The following is a 23,912-nucleotide window of genomic DNA, read 5'->3' as shown; positions in this document are numbered from 1 at the left end:
AGGGGGGTCCGTAAACCATGACAACTATATTAGATGTACAACAGCTAAGAACGCGGTTTAAGACTGATTATGGACAAGTCGCGGTCGTTGATGGCGTGGACTTCTCCATAAAAGAAGGAGAAACGCTCGGCGTCGTGGGTGAATCTGGCTGCGGCAAGAGCGTGACCAGCTTGTCCATCATGCGGCTTCTGGCAGGGAATGGAGCCTCAGAGGGACAAATCTTATTCAAAGGAAACAACCTTCTGGATATTTCGGAGAAACAAATGCAGAAAATCCGGGGTAACGATATCGCGATGATTTTTCAGGAGCCGATGACATCGCTGAATCCCCTTCAAACCGTCGGTCATCAGATCGAGGAAGCCGTCCTGCTGCACCGGAAGGTATCGAAGAAGGAAGCGAAGGAGCGGGCCATCGAAATGCTGAAGGCGGTCGGCATGCCGCGTGCGGGAGAAATTTACGGAGAGTATCCGCATCAGCTCTCCGGCGGTATGCGGCAGCGGGTGATGATCGCTATGGCCATGTCTTGTGAGCCGAAGCTGATTATCGCCGATGAGCCGACCACTGCGCTGGATGTAACTATTCAGGCACAGATCTTGGAGCTTATGCAGAAAGTGAAGGAAGAGACGAATACGTCTATTATGCTGATTACACATGATCTCGGTGTCGTAGCAGAGATGTGCGACCGGGTTATCGTGATGTATGCGGGACAGGTCGTGGAAGAAGCCGAGAAATTCGAGCTGTTCGAGAATCCGAAGCATCCGTATACGGTGGGGCTGATGAACTCGATTCCTGAGCTGTCAGAAGAGGTGGAGTTCCTGGAGACGATTCCGGGTTCGGTTCCGCTGGCACATGAGATGCCGAAGGGCTGCCGTTTTGCTCCAAGATGCAGCAAGGTGATGCCGATCTGTCAGGAGCAGGAGCCTTCACTGTTTAAGCTGGACGGACAGAAATGCCGCTGCTGGCTGTACGCGGAAGGGGATGAGTAAGATGGAACCAATACTACGTGTGAAAGGTCTGAAGCAGCATTTTCCGATTCATGCCGGAGCCTTCAATAAAGTGGTCGGACATGTCCGCGCCGTCGATGGCATTGATCTGGAAGTCTATCCCGGTGAAACCCTTGGTATCGTAGGTGAATCCGGGTGCGGTAAATCAACCACGGGCAGAACAATTATGAGATTGAACGAGCCGACAGAAGGGGAAGTGATCTTCGGCGGCAAGGACCTCGCGAAGCTGGGCAAAGAGGAGATGCGTAAGACAAGACGCGATATCCAGATGGTATTCCAGGACCCATTCGCCTCGCTTAATCCGCGGAAGACGATCCGTAAGATTTTGCTTGAATCCCTAGCGGTTCACAAGATCGGTACAACGAAGGAACGGAACGAGATGGTGGAGAAGATCATCGAGATCGTCGGCTTGAAAAGGGAGCACCTGGATCGTCATCCGCATGACTTCTCCGGCGGGCAGCGCCAGCGGATCGGGATTGCCCGCGCACTTGTGCTGAATCCGAAACTCATTATTGCCGATGAGCCGGTATCTGCCCTGGACGTTTCAATTCAATCACAGGTATTGAATCTGCTCAAGAATTTGAAACAGGATTTCGACCTTACATTGATGTTTATCTCTCATGATCTGTCTGTCGTTAAGCATTTGTGCGATCGGGTTGCCGTGATGTATCTCGGCCGGATTGTAGAGATTGCGGATAAGCGGAGTTTGTTTGCGAATCCAAGTCATCCTTATACCCAGGCACTCTTGTCTGCGGTGCCGCAGGCGAATCCAAGACTGAAGAGAGAGCGCATCCTGCTGACAGGCGACTTGCCGAGTCCGGCAAATCCACCGTCAGGCTGCACGTTCCATCCGCGCTGCCGCTTTGCGACAGAAGAGTGTAAGACGACAGCGCCGCAGCTAAGAGATATTGGCGACGGACATCAGGTGTCCTGCCATTATGCAGAGCAAATACTCGAGAGTCTGCGGGCCAAGGAGTCACAAGGTGTTGTGCACTAGTTCAATCTATCAAGGGGGAAATCATCCATGAAGACGTTCGACCCATTATCTTACCCATATACATCCCAGCGCAATGCGACCTACGCAAAGAACGGAATGGTGGCTACCTCACAGCCACTTGCCGCACAGGCAGGGCTCGACATTTTGAAGCGCGGAGGCAATGCGATTGATGCAGCTATAGCAACAGCAGCCTGTCTTACCGTCGTTGAACCGACTTCGAATGGAATCGGCGGAGATGCATTTGCCATCGTTTGGACGAAAGGCGAGCTCCACGGCTTGAATGCGAGTGGACCTTCACCCGCAGGTATTTCCATTGAGTCCGTGAAGGAGCAAGGACATGACAAGATGCCAACATATGGCTGGCTTCCTGTTACCGTCCCTGGTGCGCCATCCGCTTGGAAGGCGTTATCTGACCGCTTCGGCAAGCTTCCACTTGCGGAAGTGCTTCAGCCTGCTATCGACTATGCGGAGAATGGATTTCCGCTGACACCCACGTTGGGTTATTACTGGAATCTGGCCTATAACAAGTTCAAGGAGAAGCTGGACGGTCCTGAATTTGCCGGATGGTTCGAAACCTTTGCACCGGAAGGAAGAGCTCCGAAGATCGGAGAGATCTGGAAATCACCGGGACATGCGAAGACCCTTCGTGCTATTGCGGAGACAGGAGCAGAGTCCTTCTATCGCGGAGAAATTGCTGATCAGATCGATGCCTTCTCCCGCGAGCATGGCGGATTCCTGCGCAAAGAGGACTTGGCAGCTTATTATCCGGAATGGGTAGATCCGATCTCTGTAAATTATAAAGGCTATGACGTATGGGAAATTCCGCCGAACGGTCAGGGGCTTGTCGCTTTGCTTGCACTGAACATGCTGAAGAAGGATGAGTTCGCCGCTCGTGATACGGTGGATACCCACCATCTACAGATGGAGGCGATGAAGCTGGCCTTTACGGATGGGCTCAAATACATCACTCAGCCTGACAAAATGAATGTGACCGTGGAAGAGCTTCTGTCTGATGCGTACGCGGAAGAGAGAAGAGCACTGATCGGCGAAGAGGCGATCCAGCCGGAACCGGGTAATCCGGCCAGAAGCGGCACAGTATATCTGGCAGCTGCCGACGGTGAAGGGAATATGATCTCCTTTATTCAGAGCAATTACATGGGCTTCGGTTCTGGAGTGGTCGTTCCCGGTACAGGAATCGGGCTGCAAAACCGCGGACATTCCTTCTCGCTGGATGAGACGCATGCCAACCGGCTCGAAGGCGGTAAGAAATCCTACCATACCATTATTCCGGGCTTCTTGACCAAGGATGGCAAGCCGGTCGGACCATTTGGTGTTATGGGTGGATTCATGCAGCCACAGGGTCATATGCAGGTTGTGATGAACATGATTGACTTTAATCTGAACCCGCAGTCTGCACTGGATGCACCTCGCTGGCAGTGGATTGAAGGCAAGACAGTGGAAGTCGAGCCGAACTTCCCGGATCATATTGCACTCAGCCTGTCCAGAAAAGGTCATGACATAAGGCGGGCGAACAGTACAGGCGGCTTTGGCCGCGGACAGATTATTGTACGGGACAACGAGAATGGGGTGCTGGTAGGAGGTACGGATTACCGTACAGATGGTACCATTGCAGCCTGGTAATATTTTTTCTTCTATTATATATAATGAACATATATGAACCTTAACTGAATGAGTATTTCATTCGGTTAAGGTTTTTTTGGCGGGCAAAGGATGGAAGTGGGATAAACTTGTCTAATATATATAGCAGTGGGGGGAATCTGTTGCTTTTTGTTCAATTTTTGAGATAATTACTTCCGCATTGTTGTCTAGAATGGCCCGAGTGGGCTATTCAACATTGCAAGTCATTTAAGTTATGCTGATGTACATAGAGTTTAATCAATTTAATATTGAGCACAGAAAGGAACGAAAATAATGAAAAAAGTCGTATTAATGTTAGTCCTATTTCTATTACTGATGCCGGGAGCAGCGTTTGCGCATACGCATCTCGAGAGCTCATTGCCTGCCGATGGGGAAGAGATCACCGCAGAGCTGACAGAGGTTCAGCTGACCTTTGAAGGACCGATTGAGCAGCTGAGCACGGTAGAAGTCGTAGGTGAAAATGGCGATAAGGTAGAGCTGGCTTCAACGGAAGTTGAAGGAAATGTGCTTACGGGAACCGCAGCTGCTCCGTTTGCGAATGGCAAGTATACAGCGAACTGGAAGATTATCGGGGAAGATGGCCATGAAGTCACAGGCAGTGTTGCGTTTACCGTAAATGCACCTGAGACAGCGCCGGAAGCAGATGCACCGCCTGCAGAGGAGAATAACGGAGATACTCCCGTATCTAATGAGGAGCAGGGAACAGAGGAGCCTGCTGCGGATACAAGTACAGAAGCTCCGGCAGGAGAAGCAGCTGAGAATACGGCAGAGACTGCACAGCCTGAGACAGCATCCGGCTTTAACAATACAGCTCTCTGGATTGGTATTGTGGCTGCCATTGTAATTGCGGGTGTTTATGTAGCGATGCGTAAGAGAGGTAAAAAATAAACATGTCTTTCCTAAGCGATGGACTATTATATATCTGCTATGCATTTCTAATGGGGAGCCTGCTGGTGCAGCTTGCACCGGCAGGCTCTAAACCGCTGGTAGAGATTCCGCGCTGGACCGTTAATTTGAGCATCGTCGGCATTATTCTGCTTGCGTCTGCTCCTCTCCTGCAGATCATCATAAGATTTGGGCCGAGCATCGGTTATGGTCAAGCGATTTCGAGTGTATTATTTACTTTCAAAGAAGGCAGAGCGTATTTAATTGTCGTTGGATTATGTATCCTGCTCCTGCTCCAATTCCTGCTATTCAAGAATTCACTGCAGGAGAAGAAAGTACTGTATCCATCGGTATTGATTACTGTTTGTATCATTGCGATCTTCGGATGGTCCAGCCATCTGGGGGCGATCGCCGGGCTTAAAGGAGCGGCCATACAGTTTCTGCATATGCTCGGTGTAGCGGTATGGATTGGCATTCTGCTTGTGATTGCCTGGTTTACACAAGAGGCGAGGAACTGGCCTGCATTTCTAAAATGGTACACACCTGTGGCGATTGCCGGTGTGCTCATGATTCTGGTCTCCGGTCTCATGACCATGTCTTACACGACACCGGAGTATGTGAATTCCTGGATACTATCCTATGGCCAAGCACTGCTAATGAAGCATCTGCTGTTCATTCCGCTGATCGTGTTTGGTTTTGGCAACGGTTTTATTTATAAGCACAAATTAAAGTCCAATCCTAGCTTTAATCCGATTCCTTGGCTTCGAGCAGAAGCTATTATCGTGATTCTCGTCTTCGGCTTCACGGCATTTATGAAGCTGCAGACACCTCCGCATGAAGTGGCGGAGACGCTTAAATACAGCGAACCGTCCGCTATGTTTACAATGCTGCATCCGGAAGCGAGTCTTCCGCTATCCATCAGCCTAACTGCCTGGGCAATGATCCCCGGGATCATTGCGCTGCTCAGCCTTGGAACCATCGTGTATTCGTTCCGACGGAATCAATCAAGACCTGGCAGCTCCCTGATAGCAGGACTTGTGTTTGTCATGAGTGCCTACGCAGCAGTGATGCTCTGTGTACAATAAAAAAGAAGGCATAATTCGAAGCCCCTTACGTCAGGAGCAGGTGTACATCCATGAGATGAATCCGTCCTTTTGAACGAAAGGGGCTTTACCTAGACAACGGGTCCTTTTGTTTACAAATGAAGGAGGGCAGATATAATTATATTCATGGAACCTATAATGATTCATAAAGTGTTATCGAATGAGACGCGTCGGGATATTCTTGAATGGCTCAAGAATCCGGAAGAGCATTTCGGCGAGAAGTATCATCGTCCGCCGGGTGGTGATGTATCAAAGGGTGTATGTGTCGGAGATATTCAGGTCAAGGCTGGACTTGCCCAATCGGTGATCTCAAGCTATCTCCTTGCGATGCAGAAGGCCGGGCTGCTCATATCGGAACGAGTGGGACAGTGGACGTATTACAGACGCAATGAAGACGTCATTAAGCAGTTTTGTGAAGAGCTGACAAACAACTTATAAAGAAAGGAGTCCGTTGTTTTTATCATCTATTTTTTCGGATATGTGGATTTTAGCTGGCAGTTGGAAGTGCCAAGTGTTGAATTCTGACCTTGCACGAAAATATGTTATAATGGGCCGGATATAGAGAGGATGTGAGGTAACATGGTACGTTTTGGAATTATCGGAACGAATAAGATTACGGTTCAATTTATTGAAGCGGCATCGACTCTTCCTGATTTTAAGCTGACAGCCGTCTATTCTCGTACAGAGGAGAGAGGACGAGAATTTGCGGAACAGCATGGTGCGGAGCACGTATTTACTGATCTTGAGGAAATGGCCCAAAGCGATGTGCTGGATGCGGTATACATAGCGAGTCCGAACTCGTATCACAGTAAGCAGGCTGTTCTCTTGATGCAGCACGGCAAGCATATTCTCTGTGAGAAGCCAATGGCATCCAACAGCAAAGAGTTAGCAGATATGGTTGCTGCGGCAGAAGCCAATAAGGTTGTGCTCATGGAAGCGATGAAGTCAACGCTTATGCCGGGGTTTAAGGCGATGCAGGAGCATATCCTTAAGCTTGGACAAGTGCGTAAATATATGGTGAACTACTGCCAGTATTCATCTCGCTATGATGCATACAAGCAAGGAGACATTCAGAATGCGTTCAAGCCTGAGTTCTCCAATGGCTCACTCATGGATATTGGGATCTACTGCATCTACCCGATGGTGGTATTGTTCGGCCAGCCGGAGAATGTCAAAGCGACAAGTGTCATGCTGGATTCGGGAGTAGATGGTGAAGGCAGCATCGTGCTTCAATATAAAGATATGGAGGGTGTGATCAGCTATTCCAAGATCACCAATTCCTATTTACCTTCGGAGATCCAAGGTGAAGAGGGCAGTATGATCATTGATCATATTAACGTACCCGGAGCGGTCACCTTACGATATCGAAACGGCGATTCCCTGCAAATATCTGAACTGGACGAAGCACCAGCCATGAAGTATGAAGCGGAAGAGTTTATCAGGCTCGTTCAGAGCGGTGAGCTTCAATCGGTTAACAATTCACACCAGCATTCCAGCATAACGATGGAAATTATGGATACCGTTCGCAAGCAGATCGGACTCGTATATCCTGCTGATCGCTGATGCTGGGAGATTAAGCAGAGATTAAACACAAAATAACCCGGAACGCGAGAAGGTCAGCGCTACCGGGTTATTCTTAATTAAGAGCAACTAGAGAATCGTTAAGTAACTCCGTTGCTTGCTCTGGTGATACATTCCGAGCATAAATAAGCTCGCTGATCACGAGCTTTCGCGCATTGTTCAGCATGTTCTTGTCCGACCAACCTAACGTTTTGCGAGTCATCAAATTACTTAGGTCGCGGATAACTTGAATCTCCATACAGATGTCTCCGGTTTTCAGCTTGCCGAGCATCAGTTGTTGTCTTGTGTTCGGATTTGAAGGGATATCCCCGCATTCTTCTTGAAAAATGGCTTTGGCCAGCATCAATGTTGCTTCATCACTGATGCAGCGAATTCCTAGAGAATCTACTTTCGCTACAGGGATAGATACATTCATAAGAGGATGGTCAATGCGGACCTCAAAGTACCATTGCTTCTCCCCAAGAATTTCTTTTTCTTCTAAAGAATGAATAAAGCCTGCGCCGTACATTGGATAAAAAACACAATCTCCTACTTGATACATGAATAAAGACTCCTTTTCTCTAAGATCTAAAGATGTGAACTTTTAATGGAGTGAAAGCATCAATAATCGCAATCATAACGACATCGATTAAGCCAGATGACGATCTTATCCTCCAACAACTTTGCTTGAGACTTGGAGCTTAATATACAAGATGACCGAGGCATCTCCTTCTATTATATCATACCCTTGTTTTAGTGATGGATCAGGTAAATATCGGAAGCTGAAGGAGAGGAATAGTCAACGCAAAAAAACCAAGCCCAGATCAAATTTGACCTGGGCTTGGTTTGGGTACTGACCATAATTTTATAACATTTAAAGCGTCGCGTTTGTTTTGTTATTCTCTACGGACAATTGCTCTGGATAACCGTAAGTTCCGTGCTCACTCATATCCAGACCGATCAATTCTTCCTCTTCTGATACACGAATTCCGATCGTCTTCTTCATTACCCACAAAATTGCATAGGATACGATGAAAGCGTATAGTCCACAAGCGATAACACCCATAGCCTGAACACCTAACTGACCGAAGCCGCCGCCGTAGAAGAGACCCGCATTACCAACACCCAGTTTCTCAACGAGCTCTGGAGTTGCGAAGAAACCAGTGGAGAGTGTTCCCCAGATCCCTGCTGTACCGTGAGCGGAAAGTGCTGCGATAGGATCGTCGATACCCAGGTTTTCAAACATACGGATACTGAAGAATACGAGAATACCAGCGATAAGACCGATCACAATGGCTGCCCAGGAATCTACATAAGCACAAGATGCAGTAATCGCAACGAGACCTGCAAGAGCACCGTTAAGCATCATGGATACATCTGCTTTACCCATAACAGCCCAAGCGATCAGAAGGGCGGCTACGGCACCGGCTGCTGCACCGAGCTGCGTATTGATAGCGACATATCCGAAGAAGTTACCATCTTCAACCGTAATCGTACTGCCGGCATTGAATCCAAACCAGCCTACCCAGAGGATCATGACACCGAGTGTAGTGAAAACTTGGTTATGACCAGGCATATTAAGAGGTTTGCGGTCTTTATTATATTTACCGATACGTGGTTTGAGCAGGAGTGTTGCTGCAAGCGCCGCACAAGCACCTGTCAGATGGACAACGGTAGATCCGGCGAAGTCTTGATCTCCGTGGTCTGCCAGCCAGCCACCGCCCCAGATCCAGTGTGCGATAACCGGATATACAAGGATAGAGAACAGTGCTGCAAAGATTAAGTAAGCGGACAGCTTAGCTCTCTCTGCGAAGCCGCCCCATGCAATGGACATTGAGACTGCTGCAAAAGCCAGCTGGAAGATGAACATAACGGTAGGTGCTACTGTGCTGTCAGCCGGAACCTCCGGTTCGTTAAAGAAGAAGTAATCTCCCCATCCGATGATTGAATTACCTTGACCACCAAAAATAAGTGCATATCCGACTGCCCAGAATACTACAGACACAATACCAACTGTAAAGATCGTTTTACCTGCGACGTGCCCGGCATTCTTCATCCGAGTCGACCCTGCTTCGAGCAGGATAAATCCGGCTTGCATGAACAGTACAAGAATAGCTCCGAGCATTACCCATACGCTGTTGATTCCGATTTCCATCTGATCCACTCCTTGTGTATGATGTGTGATGCGCCCCTTCTGACTTCTTAACATCCGTTACTTCAACCTTAATCTGTAAATCACAACCTTCAAGATAGCCGAGTCGCTTCAAAATAGAATGGTTATGGCACAAGCGAGTGTCGAACTCCCCTTGTTTCATGAAATCAGTCTATTCAGCTGCAAAGGTAATGACTTGGCCGTTGAATCATAGACAACCTTCCTCGCCAGGATCTGAACGTTCATGTATTCTGCAAGAAGCTGAAGCAGTGTATGTATCATGATTCGTCTCCAGTCGGTTAGTCACCAGTGAATCTCAGAAGATTTAAGGTTCCTTATTTAAAGGCTCTGACCGTATTTTAGGTGCAAAAGCACTTGTTGTCAATATATCTAACATAAGAACTTTTATATTTTCTTGTTTTTTCATAAAATTTGCATAATTATTTGCACTTTATCACCTATATTGTGAAGACGACATACGAATTGACCTTGTAACTCCGACTTTTGTTTGAATTTATAGAATGGCAATTAGCCCTATATTTGAGTTTATATAATGGCAAATAGCCGGTTCAATTGATAGAATAGTTAACATGAAGCATCATTTATACAATTGTTGAAACGAAAATAAGAGATGAACGTATTATTGTTACGTTATTTTCAGTAGAATGTATGTAAGTAGTTAGAGCTTTTATTCAGTTAGAGAGGGATGCGGCTGCATGGAACAAGAGAAGGTGTGGCCAGACAGGTTCAAGAGATTTTTTCTTAACAATAAATTTGTGTTGTTCCTGCTGGTCGTTTTATTAGTTGGGCTGAATGTAATGGTGTTCAGCAAAATATCTTTTATTTTTCTCCCGATTGAAGTATTGCTCAAGACGATTATACTGCCCATCATATTGACGGGTGTTGTATATTATCTGCTTAATCCGATCGTGGATATGCTCGAGAGACGAAGAGTGAAGCGTGTATACTCCATACTTATTTTATATCTGCTGATCGCAGCAATTATTACTATTGTTGTACTCGCGGTTATACCGGTTGTTCGTCAGCAAATTACGGATCTGGTTAAAAACTTCCCTGTCTATTACGAGAATGTTGTTCAACAATTTGAACAATTCATTGGCACAGGCTACTTAACGCAGATCGAGAACACGCTCCGCATTAATTTTAACGATATTGTGGGAAGTCTGTCTGAGCGGGTGAGTACTATTGTGGATTCGACCGTTACGGGAATCGGCGGCTTCCTGGGTGTACTGACCGAAACTATTCTGGCTATCATTACGGTGCCTTTTATTCTGTTCTACCTGCTGAAGGACGGGAAGAAGCTTCCTGGCTATTTGCTGTCTTTCTTGCCTACCAATATCCGTGGCGGCACTTCCAGAGTACTTTCGGAGTCCAATCATCAGATCAGCTCGTATATTCGTGGTCAGATTATCGTCAGCTTCTGTATCGGTGTTCTGCTATACATCGGCTACATTATCATCGGACTTGATTATGCATTGATCCTTGCGGTCATCGCAGCTTGTACCGCGATTGTACCTTATCTTGGTCCGGCTATTGCCATCACGCCTGCGCTCATCGTCGCAGCGGTGACTTCGCCGATCATGCTGCTCAAGATGATTGCAGTATGGACGATTGTACAGCTCGTTGAAGGTAAGTTTATTTCACCTCAGATTATGGGCAAATCGCTCAAGGTGCATCCGATTACGATTATCTTTGTTATTCTGACAGCGGGCAATCTGTTTGGAGTCGTCGGAATTCTGCTTGCTGTACCAGGCTATGCTGTACTGAAGGTGGTATTCACCCACCTCTTTAATTGGTTTAAGAACCAATCGGGACTGTACGGTCCGGAGAGCAGGGAAGACAGCTACAAACGTTAAGTGTATTAAGCAGCAGATTTTCTCTTTTTTTATAAAAATAAAGCGCTCAGGGTATCAGGGCTGTACAGCCTGATTCCACTGAGCGCTTTTTTTGCTCTATTGAATCCATTTCATCAAAAAGGTGAATTAGAAACTCTATATACCCTTGATTTAAGCAGTTAAAGATATGATGAAATTAATCCTATTCATGCTTAATATGCTGAAGCGTCTGGATAAAAATTTGCTCAATATGTCCGTCATCAAGGGAATAATAGACGGTCTTACCTTCTTTGCGACGCTTGACGATACGCATGTTACGCAGGGAGCGCAGCTGATGAGAGATAGCAGACTGGCCCATTTCAAGCAGTACAGTCAGGTCGTGAACGCATAATTCGCGCTGCAGAAGCGCATCTATAATCCGGAGACGTGTTGGGTCGCTGAATGCCTTGAACCAATCCGCCATTTGCACCGAAGTTGGTTTATCCATTAGGGACATCTTCGTCTGGTCAAGCTGTGCTTCGGTTCCGAAGCAGGTAGGCTCGCATTCCTCGACGACTGGGATTGCCTTTTGTTCTTTCATGTATATCACCGCCTCTTTAATAGCTCTATTATAGCCAAAATCAGGCGGTCTGCATAAAGATAAATTTAAAGAACACAAAAGATTGACTTCTTTTTGGCTCGGTGCATATAATGAATTTATAACATATGAATGATTGCTCATATATTGATGTTGTTCGGTGGGAAGAGGAGATGACACATGGTGAGTACAAATACAAGTCAAATAAAAAAAGAACTGCTTCTGGAAGGGCTGCATTGTGCCAATTGTGCCCGTAAGATTGAAGAAGGTGTAGGTAAGATCGGTGGAGTCTCCTCCGTTGCTGTCAATTTTGCAACGACGAGAATGAGTATCACCGCCGATGCTGACAGATCAGCGGAAGTGCTCACTGAAGCTGCCAAGAAAGTGAGAAGCATTGAGCCGCATATTCGTGTTTCCGTAATCGAGCCGGCAAGTGCAGCAGCTCATCGTCATAAAGATCATCACGACCATGCAGCTTCACACGCTGAAGAGCATGCGGACGGACACTCACATGCAGGACATCAGCATGACGCAGGAGCGGCTCAGCTGTGGAAACGCGGCGCACGCCTTGCCGTCGGCACAGCGCTTGCAGCATTAGCTGCGCTCGTGCCGATGTCAGGCTATGCTGAGATTGGTTTATTCATCCTTGCGTATCTCTTGGTCGGCGGTGATGTGGTATGGCAGGCAGTTCGCAATATTTCAAGGGGACAGGTGTTTGATGAATATTTCCTGATGACCATTGCAACGATTGGCGCCTTTGCCATTCAGGAATATCCTGAAGCCGTCGCTGTCATGCTGTTCTACCAGGTCGGTGAAATGTTCCAAAGCCTTGCGGTAAACCGTTCTCGAAAGTCGATTCAATCACTAATGGATATACGTCCTGACTACGCTAATCTCGAAACAGAGGAGGGTGTGGTCAGAGTGTCACCAGAGCAGGTGAGCATTGGCGACCGCATCGTTGTAAAGCCAGGCGAGCGTGTACCGCTCGACGGGAAAGTCATCAGCGGAACCTCCATGATGGATACTTCCGCTCTTACAGGAGAATCTGTTCCCAGAGAAGCTCAGCCAGACAGTGAAGTGCTTAGCGGCTTCGTGAATCTGAATGGTGTGCTTACCATGGAAGTATCCAAGGATTATAGTGAATCAACGGTGTCTAAAATTTTGGAGCTTGTTCAAAATGCAACGAGCAAAAAAGCACCGACAGAGACGTTCATTAATAAATTTGCGCGTGTCTACACGCCAATTGTGGTCATTGTTGCCGCATTGCTCGCTGTAGTGCCGCCATTCGTCATCAGCGGGGCGGAATTTGCCGATTGGCTCTACCGTGCACTGGTCTTTCTGGTTATCTCATGTCCATGTGCGCTCGTGGTCTCCATTCCGCTGGGCTTCTTCGGAGGGATCGGGTCAGCCTCAAGGGCAGGCGTGCTAGTGAAAGGCGGCAATTACCTGGAGGCGCTGGGTGATGTAACAACGATCGTTTTTGATAAAACGGGTACGCTGACAGAAGGCGTATTTCAGGTTACTGGCCTATATCCTGCAGATAACGCGCAGCAGAATCCAGAAGAGCTGCTCAAGTATGCAGCCTATGCAGAGTATCATTCCAATCATCCGATTGCTGAGTCGATCCGAAGCGCATATGGTCAGGAGCTGAATCAGGATCGGGTCGGAAGCTATGAAGAAATAAGTGGATATGGGATCAGGGCTCTGCTTGACGGCACAGAGGTGCTTGCGGGAAATAAGAAGCTGATGGAGCAGCACGGAATTTCTTACGCTGAGCCTGTGCAGCACGGTACCGTGGTTCATATCGCAATAGGCGGAAGCTATGCAGGACACATTGTTATCTCGGATAAGGTGAAGCAGGATGCGGCAAGAGCTATCAAGGAATTGAAGGCGCTCAATATAACGAAGACGGTCATGCTGACCGGAGATGCGCGTTCCGTTGCGCGGTCGGTGGGCGAGGAGCTCGGAATCGATGAGATTCATGCAGAGCTGCTGCCTGCCGGCAAGGTGGAGCAATTGGAGCGGCTGGTGGAGAACAAGCCGGCCAAGGAGAAGGTCATGTTTGTCGGAGACGGCATTAATGATACACCTGTGCTTGCACGTGCTGATGTTGGCGCAGCCATGGGAGGTCTGGGCTCGGATGCTGCGATTGAGGCCGCTGATATCGTCATTATGACAGATGAACCGTCGAAGATCGCCACGGCCATTCGTATAGCGAAACGGACGAGAGTGATCATCTGGCAGAACATCATCTTTGCTCTTGTGGTGAAGGGATTGTTTCTCATCCTCGGGGCCTTTGGAATGGCAGAGATGTGGGAGGCTGTATTCTCGGACGTAGGTGTAACGGTGCTTGCTGTACTCAATTCCATGCGGATCTTGAAATATAAAGGCTGACCCTTTGCAAGCAGGCCGCAAAAAGCTTATTCTCTTCACTGAGAGAGAATAAGCTTGTTTTTGTTTCAGCCGGCTAGCTTCCGATGGCAGTTTATGCAGCCCGTCAAGGAATAAGATTTAATGCTCTATGCTCCTGCATTTCGCAAGGATTTCAGCTTGTTTGCTTTTCTCCGGCTGCTGCTGATCGTCAACTGGCGGTGCTTCGGAGAGCGCATAATCCAGCGTTTGAAGGCCTCCGTACCGGCTATGCTAGTCAGCATCGGGGATGGGGCATGAATATAACGGAGTGCTGCATACAAGCATGAATTGAGCAGTATATCCGTAAATACAAAATAAGCAATATCTGAGCTGCTCACGATAATGACAGTATACTTTTGCCGGGAAGTATGGGTTATCGTACCTGATCCATATACACCAATAATACGGTATTTCATGGTGCTGCTCCTTTCGTACTTAGGACGAACCGTCCGCACTTTAGTTTGTTTATTGTATGTCCCTCTGGCTTGGCCCTATGTATGCTGTCCTGAACTTAGGTTAGCCCGCTGGGTAATAGAGACTGTGGAGAAGTACAAGAATATCGATAAATGATTGACAATGAGGAGGAAGCAGCATGCGCAAACAACAGTTATACATCGGAGGAGAATGGATAGAAGGGACCTCGTGGAAGACGCTGTATTCCCCTTATTCCGGGGAAGCTCTTGCAGAGATTGCAGTGGCTGGGGAGCAGCATGTCGAAGCAGCGATCGCCAGTGCCGAAAAAGCCTATGCAGTGACCCGGCGTATGCCGGCGCATGAGCGTTCAGCTATATTGAACAAGGTGGTGGATCTGCTCCACCATCGGCAGGAGGAAGCGGCTGCTCTTATAGCAAGGGAGGCAGCCAAGCCAATAAAGGCGGCAAGAGCCGAGGTTAAGCGAACAATTGAGACCTATCGTTTTGCAGCAGAGGAAGCTCGCCGGATCCAGGGGGAATCGCTGCCAATGGATGCAGCACCTGGAGGAGAGGGAAGAGTCGCTTATACCGTGAGAGAGCCGGTTGGTGTAGTCGGGGCCATCACTCCGTTTAACTTCCCGATGAATCTGGTCGCACACAAGCTGGGACCCGCCCTAGCGGCAGGAAATACAGTTGTACTCAAGCCTGCAGGTCAGACTCCGCTGTCTGCTTATTTCATAGCCGAACTGTTTGAGGAGGCGGGACTGCCCAAGGGGGCTCTGAATGTAGTGAGCGGCAGCGGCAAAACGATCGGAGATCTGCTGGTGTCTGATGAACGGGTCAAGCATATTACTTTTACAGGCAGTCCAGGCGTGGGCAAGGGGATTCGGGAGAGGGCAGGTCTCAAAGGGGTTACGCTGGAGCTCGGTTCGAATTCAGCCGTCATTGTTGATAAAGATATCGACAATCTGGATGCTGTTGCAGAGCGAATTGCACAGGGTTCATTCTCTTATCAGGGACAAGTCTGTATTTCGGTCCAGCGGATTTATGTCCATGAGTCGGCAGCTTCTTCATTTATTGAACTGCTCAGAGAGAAGACAGAGGCACTGGTAATTGGCGATCCACTGGACTCAGCTACGGATGTATCCGCCTTGATCTCGGAGGAGGATACGAGCAGGGTGCTGGAGTGGATCGAGGAAGCCGTTCATGAAGGTGCTGAGCTCATTACCGGTGGTGAGGTCTCACAACGAGTACTTGCGCCAACGATCATGACCCATGTGCCGCATTCGGCGAAGCTGTCCAGCCAGGAAGTGTTTGGTCCGGTGGTGGTCATTCATGAAGTCAGCTCGATTGAAGAGGCAATTGAGAAGGTGAACGATTCGGTATACGGCCTTCAAGCGGGGATCTATACGAATCATATTCAGCACGCGCTGAAGGCCGCTGATTTATTGGAGGTCGGAGGCGTCATCATCAATGATATTCCTACTTTTCGATTGGATCATATGCCATACGGCGGAGTTAAGCAAAGCGGGTATGGACGGGAAGGAATTAAATATGCGATAGAAGCAATGACAGAGCTGAAACTGGTTGTCATGAACCGCGGTATGTAGAGGCTCGTAACACAAATAGCAGGGCGTGGTCCATCCACGCCCTGCTATTTGTGTTGATAGATTTTATATATCGCAGGCTACAGCTGCTCTGCCAGAATGCTCACGAATCTCTCCAAGAACGCCTGATCTTCTTCGTCGAAACGGTTAAGCAGTGGACTATCGATATCAAGCACACCGAACAGCTCGCCATTCTTCACGATCGGCACGACAATCTCACTGTTCGTCGCAGCATCACAAGCAATATGTCCAGGGAAGTCATGAACATTGCGAACGAGCTGAGTCTTGCGCTCCGCTGCCGCAGTTCCACACACGCCGCGTCCAAGCGCAATGCGAATGCAGGCAGGCAGCCCTTGGAAGGGACCCAACACAAGCTCTGTGCCGTTGTATACATAGAATCCGACCCAGTTAATATCCTTAAGGAATACATTCAGCAGAGCGGAGGCATTGGCCATATTCGCTACAGCATCGGGTTCTTCGTAAATTAAGCCCTTCAATTGATCAATAACAGCTTGGTACTGCTCGCTTCTAGTACCCTCATAAGTCATCGCATGGAACATTTCTTATCACCTTCCGGTATGAATAGGGTATGCCGATTTCATAAATCTTTTCACGTTTTGTGCAAAGTTATGAAATTGACTCACCAGCTATAATTTTGAATGAATATCCTTGTCATTGTAAGGGATTGGCGTTTCTTAAGCAAGAGGATTGGTGAAGTAAATACTGTAATTGAAGTCGGAAAGGGGATATGATTATGCTCGCAGATGTGCAAAACTTATTCATTCGTATTCATATGCTTCATCTCGCTCAAACGGAGGATCTGACGGTTACAGACGTCCTGACACGACTGGAGGCGTTAGACTACCGAGTCGGTGAACGGGAAGTGAAACAGGAGCTGGAGAGACTGACGCAGGAGAACTTTCTGACTTCCCATAATGAACAATTCAGCATTACCGGTGCAGGAATTAATGAATTCAAGGAAATTCAGACGGTTCTGAATACGGTGTGCTCTGAAGTGGGAGAAAAGAATAAAGTGTAGCTTGCAACGGTGGCTTCTTCATTTGGGTCATCGGCAAAAAAAGTCCGTCACCTCTAAGGCGAGGCTTCCTGTGACTGTCATTAATGACATTCACAGGAAGCTCGATTCAGGGGTACCGGACTTTTTTTCATTAGCATCATCATCTTCTCTAGCCCCATTGGGTCCGTAGCTGCTGTTCTACCGAAGCAGAGGAAGCAGGAATAGTAGATGCAGGATATAGCGGAATATGCTCATGCTCAAGCACTTCGTCAATAAATTCAAGAACCTGTGAACGATATAATTGCGGATTGACCATATAAGCGTTGGCATGAACAGCCCCTTCGATCAGAAGCAGCCGCTTGAACCCTTTTTTGACCCTATATAAATCCTCGCTCATCTTCGTAGGTACGAAGCGATCCTCAGTTCCGTGAATAAACAGGGTGGGAATGTCGCTGATTTGGACAGCCTTCGTCGGGGATACTTGCTCGAAACGGAAGCCTGCTTTTTTCATCACACGCCGGCTTACCAGATAGTAGAAGCAGGAAACAGGATATAGACGAACCCTTCGCAGCTGATACTTCATCAGCTCGGTCAGATCGGAGTAGGGGCAGTCCGCAATAATGAACCGGATATTCGAAGCAGCCATTGCGCTATATTCCAGTACGGTGCCTCCGCCAAAGGATTGACCATGCAGACCTATAATACAGTTCTCGCCAGCCCGCTGATTCACGTACTCCACCCAGGCTTCAATATCGTACTTTTCCTTATAGCCGAACGTAGTGTAGACTCCTTCGCTCATGCCATGTCTGCGCTGATCGACAAGCAGGAGATTAAAGCCTGACTCCTGAAACATTTGAATATATTGTGTGGAAATAAAGTGTGAGGCTGTATAGCCGTGAACGATGATCATCCAGCGCTTGGAGGAAGGATTGGGTTCTATCATCACTGCATGCAGCTTAAGTCCATCACGGCTTCGGATCCAGACATCCTCCTTCTGGAGCTTCTTAAAATCAGAACGATGATACACACCGGCTTTCTCCAGAAGTGAGAACAGGTAGTCTTCGCTGCGTACTTTCATCCGTATCATTTGACTGAATCCAAACGAAACGATGCCTTCAATCAGGAAATAAACCGAGAGGAGCAGAAAAGCGATTTGATACATATAGGGAAGACCCTCCTTTCTACAATCGGTGATAGTATTTGTTAGAATGACGGCGGCCATTCATGTCCACTTGGCACATTTACCTATTATTAAACGCTTGTCACCATTTCAATCCTGTGATTAGATAAGCTACAATTGGAATTATCCATATCAGTACATTTGCCGAAGGGGTATGAAGTAATGTATGTATGCGGCGGTTACATTCCTGAGCTGAAGACGGAGCGTTTGCTGCTTCGCAAGCTTATGAGAAAAGACAGCAAAGAGATCTACACCATTTGGTCCGATCCAAAGGTTACTGCCTATATGAACATCGCAGCGATGCACAGCGTTCAGGAGGCAGAGGATATGATTGATCTACTGGGTCAGGCATCACAGACAGAAGACGGATTCCGCTATGCCATCATCCTCCAAGAGAGCGGCGCTGTTATCGGCAGCTGCGGATTCAATTATTGGCAGCTTCAAGGTGCATTTCGTGGTGAGATTGGCTATGAGCTTGCCTCCACCCATTGGCGCAAGGGATATATGACAGAAGCACTCCGAGCCTTGCTGCATTACGGATTTGAAACGATGGGACTGAATCGGATTGAAGCGCTGGTGGATCCTAGAAATACAGCCTCACAGCAGCTGCTTCATGGGCTGTCATTCCAGTGTGAGGGCCTGCTTAGGCAGCTGCACTATACATCGACTGGATATAAGGATATGCAAATGCACTCCATTTTGTTTGAGGAATGGAAATATAGATAGAAATCAGAAGAATAAAGGAGGAATTTGGAGTCATGCTGCTTCAATATCGGAGGGGAACCTCTCTGCTGCACCGGATCAGCCCATTGAGCAAATTGGTGATGCTTGCGGCATGGACCGTGGCAGTTCTAAATTCAGAGCATTTGCTGGTACAGGGAATGATGTTCCTCGTTCTGCTGGTCATTGGAAAAATAGGTGCAGGGCTGTCCTTCTCACAGCTGAGAAAAGCGGTCCTCTTTGTGCTTAGCTTTGGTTTCCCTTATTTTGTCTTAACTACACTCGCGGTGCCTGGGCAGGAAATGTTATGGGAGCTGGGCCCCATTCATATTGCAGAGGACAGCATGATGCTGGCCGGAGCGCTTACCATGCGCATGTTTAATATGTTTGTGTCATCTCTGCTATTCATAACGACAACCGACCCGCGGGATTTTGTTCATTCACTGACACTTCGTTTGAAGGTGCCGTACCGGTTTGCGTTTGGCGTCTCGATTGCCCTCACTTTTCTCCCTTTATTAGAAGAAGAGGGGAGAGTGATTGCGCAGGCGCATAAGGTGAGAGGAAGTGAACCGAGAGCAGGAATCCGGAGCAGGCTTCGTTATTATCGGAACTATGGTGTTTCTATTCTGGTCAACTGTGTCCGAAGAGTGCAGCAAACTGCAGGAGCAATGGAGGCAAAAGGGTTTGGGGCCTATCCGGAGCGCACTTACCTAAGAGTTCGCAGGTTCTCGCGTTATAGTCCGTGGTGTGCGGGCGGAAGTGTTCTGATGGTATTGATCGGAATGGTGTGGTGAGCGGTTCAGCTCATCATGGTAACTTGTTCTGGATTTATTGTTAACCTATAACGATCATTTTTATGTTGACAATTGAACTGCATGTCTATAAATTAAGTACAGTAAAGCATTCTCAAGGCACCTACATCTCGACTGAACTGAGCGTGCTGATCTGAATGAGTATATCGCTATATCACATCTGAACAGAATGGAGAGAGGATCGTGTCAAAAAAAGAATCTCGGCTTAAACGTCATTTTGCAGCGTTTACTACCCTGGACATTGTTCTGATGGCTATGCTGGCGACAGCCAACGGAGCCATGACCTTTTACTTGTCGGTCGTGAACAAAATGCTGAACAATCTTGGAGGCCCTATTGCCACTTCAACGATTGTCGGATTATATATGATCTATGGATTACTGGCCTATTACATTATCCGCAAGCCCGGTACGGCCGTCATTACATACAGTATAGGTGCACTGGTGCAGAGCTTTATAGGCTCCGCCTACGGTCTGGCATCCATCATTGTTGCGGCACTATGCTATATGGTCGTTCTGGAAGGGCTATGCTGGATCACAAGATATAACAAATGGAATCTAACTTTTATGCTCATCGCAGGTGCGGCTCTTGTGCCGTTATGGTTTGTCTTTGCCGCGCAAATGTTCGGCTACACGGCGTGGGGCTGGCCTGTTCTTATTAGTGCTTTTGTTACCCGTGTCATTAGTGGTGCCGTGCTGTGCGGATGGCTGACAAAAGTGCTTGGGGATGGATTGATTCGCACGGGTCTCTTGAAGAGGTATCGTTCATCCGAGCAGCCGTTAGAAGTGTAAGGAGCGGGAGATATGGAGGATACACACGACAATTTTATGATTCATAAACCCATGGTTGAATTCAAAAATGTCAGCTATCAATACGAAGGAGAGGCCAGCCCTGTGCTGAAGGGCCTCTCTTTTTCCATTTGCCAAGGAGAGCGGGTTGCTCTGATCGGAGGCAGCGGAAGCGGCAAATCTACGGTATGTCAGCTGCTTAACGGTTACTTGCCCCGGTCCGGCGGAGGGAAACGCTCGGGAGAACTGCGGGTTCGTGGACTGGACCCGGCCGTCGCTTCGATTGCCGATATTGCAGCGGTCTGCGGACTGGTATTTCAGGACCCGGATGCACAGCTTGTTCAGGGTATCGTTGAGGACGAGGTCGCATTTGGCCCGGAGAATTTATGCCTTGCCCCTGAGCTGCTGGAACAGCGGGTAAGTGATGCCCTCAGCGCTGTGTCACTTGTGGGGAAACGGTTCGATGAAGTGTCCAGACTGTCCGGGGGGCAGAAGCAGCGGACAGCGATCAGCAGCATTCTGGCGCTCGCACCAGAGGTGCTCGTCTTCGACGATGCGGCGGCGAGCCTTGACCCGCCGGCGCAGCGCAGACTCGTGCAGCTATGCAGCGCGCTGCACGAGCAGGGCCGGACGCTGATCACCGCGTCCGGGCGGTTTGACGATCACGCGCTGCAAGCGTCGCGCGTGATCGTCCTGGATGGCGGTGCCGTGCGCTTCGCCGGCACGCCGCAGGAGCTGCTCCGCGAGCACGCCGCGGAGCTTGCGGCCTTGGGCCTGCTGCCGCCGCCGACACGCGAAGCTGCGGGGCGGGAGGCACGGGCCCAAGGCCAGCCCCCGCTGCTCGCGGCGCGGGGGCTTACGTTCACCTATCCTGCTGGCCGCAAGGCGCTGCAGGAGGTGAACGGTACGTTGTCAGCAGGTCAGTGGACCCTGCTGACTGGCGAGAACGGCTCAGGCAAGACGACCCTGAGCCGGCTCATGATGGGCTTGCTGCCGGTGCCGAAGCGCAGCCTGTATTTTCAAGACAGGGATATCGCTGAGCTCAAGGTGCATCAGCTGTCCAGAGAGATGGGATACGTCTTTCAGCAGCCGGAGCATCAATTCGTGGCGAGTACGGTGTGGGAGGAATGCATTTGCGGGATTCGGGGAGCACTGTCGCTGAAGCCTGAAGATGTTATTCCGGAAGCTCATGCTGAAGCAGCAATGGATCTGCTTAGGGTAACCGGATTAATCGGCAAAAAGAATGCTTCGCCCTATCTGCTCAGCGGCGGTGAGAAGAAGCTGCTTAGTATTATCGCCCAGCTGGTCGTCCCGAAGCAGCTCTACATCTTGGACGAGCCGACAGCCGGGCTTGATTACGCCTTGATTGAGGTCCTTATACATCTGTGCAGACAGAAGCTGAATGAGGGAGCCGCCATCCTGATGATTACGCATGATACAGAGCTCTTGGCTGCGCATGCCGATCAAATATGGCATCTTGCAGATGGGCGTTTGGATGTGCAGAAGTAAGAAGCCACATCCCTTCTCGAAACTTTACTTCATTATTCCATGGCAAGTAAGCTCATGTTATGATGGTTGAAGTGATGTAAATTATAGAGAGAAGGTACATAAATCTTGAATACACAGGCTAACATTCCAAAACGGGGCTTTATTCTGACGGGTGTACTGCTTGCCACGTTCTTGTCCGCAATTGAAGGAACGGTGATCGGTCCGGCAGGTCCGACCATCGTGAGTGAACTGGGTGATGTATCGCTGCTCAGCTGGATCTTCACCTCGTATCTGCTGACGATGGCGGTCAGTACGCCGATTTTTGGGAAGATCAGTGACCTGTTCGGGCGTAAGCCCGTCTTTTTGATCGGTGTCGGGCTATTTCTGATCGGAAGCCTGCTATGCTGTTTTGCTGAGAATATGCAGAGCTTGATTCTGTTTAGGGCGATACAAGGGATTGGCGCTGGTGCTGTGGTGCCGGTGACTTTTACGATTATCGGGGATATCTACAGCATTGAGGAACGCGGTAAGGTTCAGGGCATGATCAGCTCTGTATGGGGTATTTCTTCGTTACTGGGACCGCTGATTGGTGGATATTTTGTAGATTACCTGGGCTGGCCGTGGATATTTGGCTTCAATATTCCATTTGGTCTGCTGGCCATGTGGTATGTGGGCAGGTATTTGAAAGAAGATGTTGTGAAGCAAAAAGTGCAAATTGACTATCTGGGAGCGATTACATTTACCGTCGGCATTACTTCCCTCCTCATTGCTTTATCCCTTGGCGGGCACGCTTACTCGTGGGGCTCTCCCTTCATCATGGGTCTATTACTAGCTGCCGTCGTGTTTATTGCGGCTTTTCTATTTGTGGAGACCAAAGCGAAGGAGCCAATTGTACCGCTCGGACTGTTTAAGATACGGGATATTACATTGGCCAACATTGCGGGCCTGCTGACCAGCGCGCTGATGATTGGTCTGACGAGTTACCTTCCCTTATGGATACAAGGCGTGCAGGGCGGGAACGCTACGACATCAGGACTTGCGCTTGCGCCGATGTCCATCGGGTGGCTGATTGGCGGTATATTTGCAGGAAGGCTGCTGATGAGGCTGGGGTCTCGTTATACCTCCCTGATCGGTTTGACCGGGATTGTCGCCGGCTCAGCCGGACTGATCTTCCTTAGCGCGAGTTCACCAAGCTGGCTGCTGCTCTTCTATATGTTCGTATATGGGCTGGGCTTCGGCTTCTCCTTCACTGTATTTACGATTATTGCCCAATCCTCTGTCGGCTATCGGCAGAGAGGAGCATCGACTGCGCTCAACACCTTTATGCGTACGTTAGGACAAACGATTGGGGCAGCGGCGTTTGGAACATGGCTGAACTCACGGATTTCTGCACATACAGAGACCATGAATTTAGCTGAGCAGGGCGTAACACAGAAGGATATCAATACGATTCTGGCGCCGCACGGAACGCTTGAGCTGCCCGAGAGAATTCAGGCATTGCTGCAGCAAGTACTGGAACTAAGCCTGCATTCTTTATTTCTTATCATGTTTATCATTGGAATCTGCGGATTTATTGTCACAGCGGGATTGCGCAAGCAGCCGCCGTCACCGGTCGAGTCAGGAGCGGCTGCACAGGCGCAGATTGCAGGCAAGAGAGAAGAATAGCTAGCGTGATAGTCAATA

General features: G+C 48.8%; 23 protein-coding genes. 16 read left to right on the top strand and 7 right to left on the bottom strand.

What is annotated here, in order from left to right; genetic code table 11:
• Positions 1–17: 17 nt before the first annotated feature.
• The 7 genes from BK126_RS21900 (at position 18) to BK126_RS21870 (ending at position 7,211) form a co-directional block, all read left to right on the top strand.
• Entirely contained in the window at positions 18–986 is a 969-nt protein-coding gene (locus BK126_RS21900; protein WP_047911558.1) for an ABC transporter ATP-binding protein, read from the top strand.
• A gap of 1 nt (position 987) precedes the next feature.
• Positions 988–2,001 (top strand): ABC transporter ATP-binding protein, encoded by a 1,014-nt coding sequence (locus BK126_RS21895; RefSeq protein WP_076314679.1) that lies wholly within the window; start codon positions 988–990, stop codon positions 1,999–2,001.
• Between the two features lie 27 nt (positions 2,002–2,028).
• Entirely contained in the window at positions 2,029–3,642 is a 1,614-nt protein-coding gene (locus BK126_RS21890; RefSeq protein ID WP_076314678.1) for a gamma-glutamyltransferase family protein, read from the top strand.
• 291 nt (positions 3,643–3,933) lie between these two features.
• Positions 3,934–4,548: a copper resistance CopC family protein gene (locus BK126_RS21885; RefSeq protein WP_076314677.1), complete on the top strand. Its 615-nt coding sequence runs from the start codon at positions 3,934–3,936 to the stop codon at positions 4,546–4,548.
• A gap of 2 nt (positions 4,549–4,550) precedes the next feature.
• Positions 4,551–5,630 carry a copper resistance D family protein gene (locus BK126_RS21880; protein ID WP_076314676.1) on the top strand — a complete coding sequence of 360 codons (1,080 nt, stop codon included), beginning with the start codon at positions 4,551–4,553 and terminating at the stop codon, positions 5,628–5,630.
• A gap of 144 nt (positions 5,631–5,774) precedes the next feature.
• Positions 5,775–6,086, top strand: coding sequence for an ArsR/SmtB family transcription factor (locus tag BK126_RS21875; protein WP_076314675.1), 312 nt, complete (start codon positions 5,775–5,777; stop codon positions 6,084–6,086).
• A 141-nt stretch (positions 6,087–6,227) separates the two neighbouring features.
• Positions 6,228–7,211 carry a Gfo/Idh/MocA family protein gene (locus BK126_RS21870; protein ID WP_076314674.1) on the top strand — a complete coding sequence of 328 codons (984 nt, stop codon included), beginning with the start codon at positions 6,228–6,230 and terminating at the stop codon, positions 7,209–7,211.
• A 73-nt stretch (positions 7,212–7,284) separates the two neighbouring features.
• On the opposite strand, the gene BK126_RS21865 is transcribed toward BK126_RS21870, so the two are convergent.
• The 3 genes from BK126_RS21865 to BK126_RS30010 form a co-directional block, all read right to left on the bottom strand.
• On the bottom strand, positions 7,285–7,770 hold the full coding sequence (locus tag BK126_RS21865; RefSeq protein WP_076314673.1) for a CarD family transcriptional regulator: 486 nt from the start codon (positions 7,768–7,770) through the stop codon (positions 7,285–7,287).
• 312 nt (positions 7,771–8,082) lie between these two features.
• Positions 8,083–9,363: an ammonium transporter gene (locus tag BK126_RS21860; RefSeq protein WP_081872379.1), complete on the bottom strand. Its 1,281-nt coding sequence runs from the start codon at positions 9,361–9,363 to the stop codon at positions 8,083–8,085.
• Between the two features lie 156 nt (positions 9,364–9,519).
• Complete coding sequence (locus tag BK126_RS30010) at positions 9,520–9,642, bottom strand: hypothetical protein (RefSeq protein WP_256209788.1); 123 nt, start codon at positions 9,640–9,642, stop codon at positions 9,520–9,522.
• Positions 9,643–10,076: 434 nt separating this feature from the next.
• On the opposite strand from BK126_RS30010, the gene BK126_RS21855 reads away from it, so the two are divergent.
• The gene (locus BK126_RS21855) at positions 10,077–11,237 is read left to right on the top strand and encodes an AI-2E family transporter (protein WP_076314672.1); all 1,161 of its coding nucleotides are present in this window, start codon (positions 10,077–10,079) and stop codon (positions 11,235–11,237) included.
• Between the two features lie 181 nt (positions 11,238–11,418).
• Here BK126_RS21855 and BK126_RS21850 read toward each other — a convergent pair whose 3' ends face one another.
• Positions 11,419–11,796, bottom strand: coding sequence for an ArsR/SmtB family transcription factor (locus BK126_RS21850; RefSeq protein ID WP_076314671.1), 378 nt, complete (start codon positions 11,794–11,796; stop codon positions 11,419–11,421).
• A gap of 177 nt (positions 11,797–11,973) precedes the next feature.
• On the opposite strand from BK126_RS21850, the gene BK126_RS21845 reads away from it, so the two are divergent.
• Positions 11,974–14,187: a heavy metal translocating P-type ATPase gene (locus BK126_RS21845; RefSeq protein ID WP_076314670.1), complete on the top strand. Its 2,214-nt coding sequence runs from the start codon at positions 11,974–11,976 to the stop codon at positions 14,185–14,187.
• 125 nt (positions 14,188–14,312) lie between these two features.
• Here the strand turns inward: BK126_RS21845 and BK126_RS21840 are convergent, their stop codons facing one another.
• Positions 14,313–14,621, bottom strand: a complete 309-nt coding sequence (locus tag BK126_RS21840; protein ID WP_076314669.1) for a hypothetical protein — start codon at positions 14,619–14,621, stop codon at positions 14,313–14,315.
• 176 nt (positions 14,622–14,797) lie between these two features.
• Here BK126_RS21840 and BK126_RS21835 point away from each other — a divergent pair, with 176 nt between their 5' ends.
• Positions 14,798–16,228 carry an aldehyde dehydrogenase family protein gene (locus tag BK126_RS21835; RefSeq protein ID WP_076314668.1) on the top strand — a complete coding sequence of 477 codons (1,431 nt, stop codon included), beginning with the start codon at positions 14,798–14,800 and terminating at the stop codon, positions 16,226–16,228.
• Positions 16,229–16,305: 77 nt separating this feature from the next.
• On the opposite strand, the gene BK126_RS21830 is transcribed toward BK126_RS21835, so the two are convergent.
• Entirely contained in the window at positions 16,306–16,785 is a 480-nt protein-coding gene (locus BK126_RS21830) for a GAF domain-containing protein (protein WP_076314667.1), read from the bottom strand.
• Between the two features lie 194 nt (positions 16,786–16,979).
• Between BK126_RS21830 and BK126_RS21825 the strand changes: the two genes are divergently transcribed.
• Positions 16,980–17,264, top strand: a complete 285-nt coding sequence (locus BK126_RS21825) for a hypothetical protein (RefSeq protein ID WP_076314666.1) — start codon at positions 16,980–16,982, stop codon at positions 17,262–17,264.
• 148 nt (positions 17,265–17,412) lie between these two features.
• On the opposite strand, the gene BK126_RS21820 is transcribed toward BK126_RS21825, so the two are convergent.
• Complete coding sequence (locus BK126_RS21820) at positions 17,413–18,405, bottom strand: alpha/beta hydrolase (protein ID WP_076314665.1); 993 nt, start codon at positions 18,403–18,405, stop codon at positions 17,413–17,415.
• Positions 18,406–18,585: 180 nt separating this feature from the next.
• Between BK126_RS21820 and BK126_RS21815 the strand changes: the two genes are divergently transcribed.
• The 5 genes from BK126_RS21815 (at position 18,586) to BK126_RS21795 (ending at position 23,894) form a co-directional block, all read left to right on the top strand.
• Positions 18,586–19,149: a GNAT family N-acetyltransferase gene (locus tag BK126_RS21815; protein ID WP_076314664.1), complete on the top strand. Its 564-nt coding sequence runs from the start codon at positions 18,586–18,588 to the stop codon at positions 19,147–19,149.
• Positions 19,150–19,181: 32 nt separating this feature from the next.
• Positions 19,182–19,937: an energy-coupling factor transporter transmembrane component T family protein gene (locus BK126_RS21810; RefSeq protein ID WP_076314663.1), complete on the top strand. Its 756-nt coding sequence runs from the start codon at positions 19,182–19,184 to the stop codon at positions 19,935–19,937.
• 267 nt (positions 19,938–20,204) lie between these two features.
• On the top strand, positions 20,205–20,744 hold the full coding sequence (locus BK126_RS21805) for an ECF transporter S component (RefSeq protein WP_076314937.1): 540 nt from the start codon (positions 20,205–20,207) through the stop codon (positions 20,742–20,744).
• A 12-nt stretch (positions 20,745–20,756) separates the two neighbouring features.
• Positions 20,757–22,250 (top strand): ABC transporter ATP-binding protein, encoded by a 1,494-nt coding sequence (locus BK126_RS21800; protein WP_076314662.1) that lies wholly within the window; start codon positions 20,757–20,759, stop codon positions 22,248–22,250.
• 105 nt (positions 22,251–22,355) lie between these two features.
• On the top strand, positions 22,356–23,894 hold the full coding sequence (locus BK126_RS21795) for an MDR family MFS transporter (protein ID WP_256702988.1): 1,539 nt from the start codon (positions 22,356–22,358) through the stop codon (positions 23,892–23,894).
• Positions 23,895–23,912: the final 18 nt, after the last annotated feature.

Origin of the sequence: Paenibacillus sp. FSL H7-0326, assembly GCF_001955535.1 — a bacterium.
Lineage (GTDB): Bacteria > Bacillota > Bacilli > Paenibacillales > Paenibacillaceae > Paenibacillus > Paenibacillus shunpengii.
This window is presented reverse-complemented; position numbering and strand designations above follow the sequence as displayed.

What these genes read in the sequence shown, in the direction of transcription:
- BK126_RS21900 (WP_047911558.1), top strand. Translation starts at nt 18, where the DNA reads ATGACAACTATATTAGATGTACAACAGCTAAGAACGCGGTTTAAGACT.
- BK126_RS21895 (WP_076314679.1), top strand. Translation starts at nt 988, where the DNA reads ATGGAACCAATACTACGTGTGAAAGGTCTGAAGCAGCATTTTCCGATT.
- BK126_RS21890 (WP_076314678.1), top strand. Translation starts at nt 2,029, where the DNA reads ATGAAGACGTTCGACCCATTATCTTACCCATATACATCCCAGCGCAAT.
- BK126_RS21885 (WP_076314677.1), top strand. Translation starts at nt 3,934, where the DNA reads ATGAAAAAAGTCGTATTAATGTTAGTCCTATTTCTATTACTGATGCCG.
- BK126_RS21880 (WP_076314676.1), top strand. Translation starts at nt 4,551, where the DNA reads ATGTCTTTCCTAAGCGATGGACTATTATATATCTGCTATGCATTTCTA.
- BK126_RS21875 (WP_076314675.1), top strand. Translation starts at nt 5,775, where the DNA reads ATGGAACCTATAATGATTCATAAAGTGTTATCGAATGAGACGCGTCGG.
- BK126_RS21870 (WP_076314674.1), top strand. Translation starts at nt 6,228, where the DNA reads ATGGTACGTTTTGGAATTATCGGAACGAATAAGATTACGGTTCAATTT.
- BK126_RS21865 (WP_076314673.1), bottom strand. Translation starts at nt 7,770, where the DNA reads ATGTATCAAGTAGGAGATTGTGTTTTTTATCCAATGTACGGCGCAGGC.
- BK126_RS21860 (WP_081872379.1), bottom strand. Translation starts at nt 9,363, where the DNA reads ATGGAAATCGGAATCAACAGCGTATGGGTAATGCTCGGAGCTATTCTT.
- BK126_RS30010 (WP_256209788.1), bottom strand. Translation starts at nt 9,642, where the DNA reads ATGATACATACACTGCTTCAGCTTCTTGCAGAATACATGAACGTTCAG.
- BK126_RS21855 (WP_076314672.1), top strand. Translation starts at nt 10,077, where the DNA reads ATGGAACAAGAGAAGGTGTGGCCAGACAGGTTCAAGAGATTTTTTCTT.
- BK126_RS21850 (WP_076314671.1), bottom strand. Translation starts at nt 11,796, where the DNA reads ATGAAAGAACAAAAGGCAATCCCAGTCGTCGAGGAATGCGAGCCTACC.
- BK126_RS21845 (WP_076314670.1), top strand. Translation starts at nt 11,974, where the DNA reads ATGGTGAGTACAAATACAAGTCAAATAAAAAAAGAACTGCTTCTGGAA.
- BK126_RS21840 (WP_076314669.1), bottom strand. Translation starts at nt 14,621, where the DNA reads ATGAAATACCGTATTATTGGTGTATATGGATCAGGTACGATAACCCAT.
- BK126_RS21835 (WP_076314668.1), top strand. Translation starts at nt 14,798, where the DNA reads ATGCGCAAACAACAGTTATACATCGGAGGAGAATGGATAGAAGGGACC.
- BK126_RS21830 (WP_076314667.1), bottom strand. Translation starts at nt 16,785, where the DNA reads ATGTTCCATGCGATGACTTATGAGGGTACTAGAAGCGAGCAGTACCAA.
- BK126_RS21825 (WP_076314666.1), top strand. Translation starts at nt 16,980, where the DNA reads ATGCTCGCAGATGTGCAAAACTTATTCATTCGTATTCATATGCTTCAT.
- BK126_RS21820 (WP_076314665.1), bottom strand. Translation starts at nt 18,405, where the DNA reads ATGTATCAAATCGCTTTTCTGCTCCTCTCGGTTTATTTCCTGATTGAA.
- BK126_RS21815 (WP_076314664.1), top strand. Translation starts at nt 18,586, where the DNA reads ATGTATGTATGCGGCGGTTACATTCCTGAGCTGAAGACGGAGCGTTTG.
- BK126_RS21810 (WP_076314663.1), top strand. Translation starts at nt 19,182, where the DNA reads ATGCTGCTTCAATATCGGAGGGGAACCTCTCTGCTGCACCGGATCAGC.
- BK126_RS21805 (WP_076314937.1), top strand. Translation starts at nt 20,205, where the DNA reads ATGGCTATGCTGGCGACAGCCAACGGAGCCATGACCTTTTACTTGTCG.
- BK126_RS21800 (WP_076314662.1), top strand. Translation starts at nt 20,757, where the DNA reads ATGGAGGATACACACGACAATTTTATGATTCATAAACCCATGGTTGAA.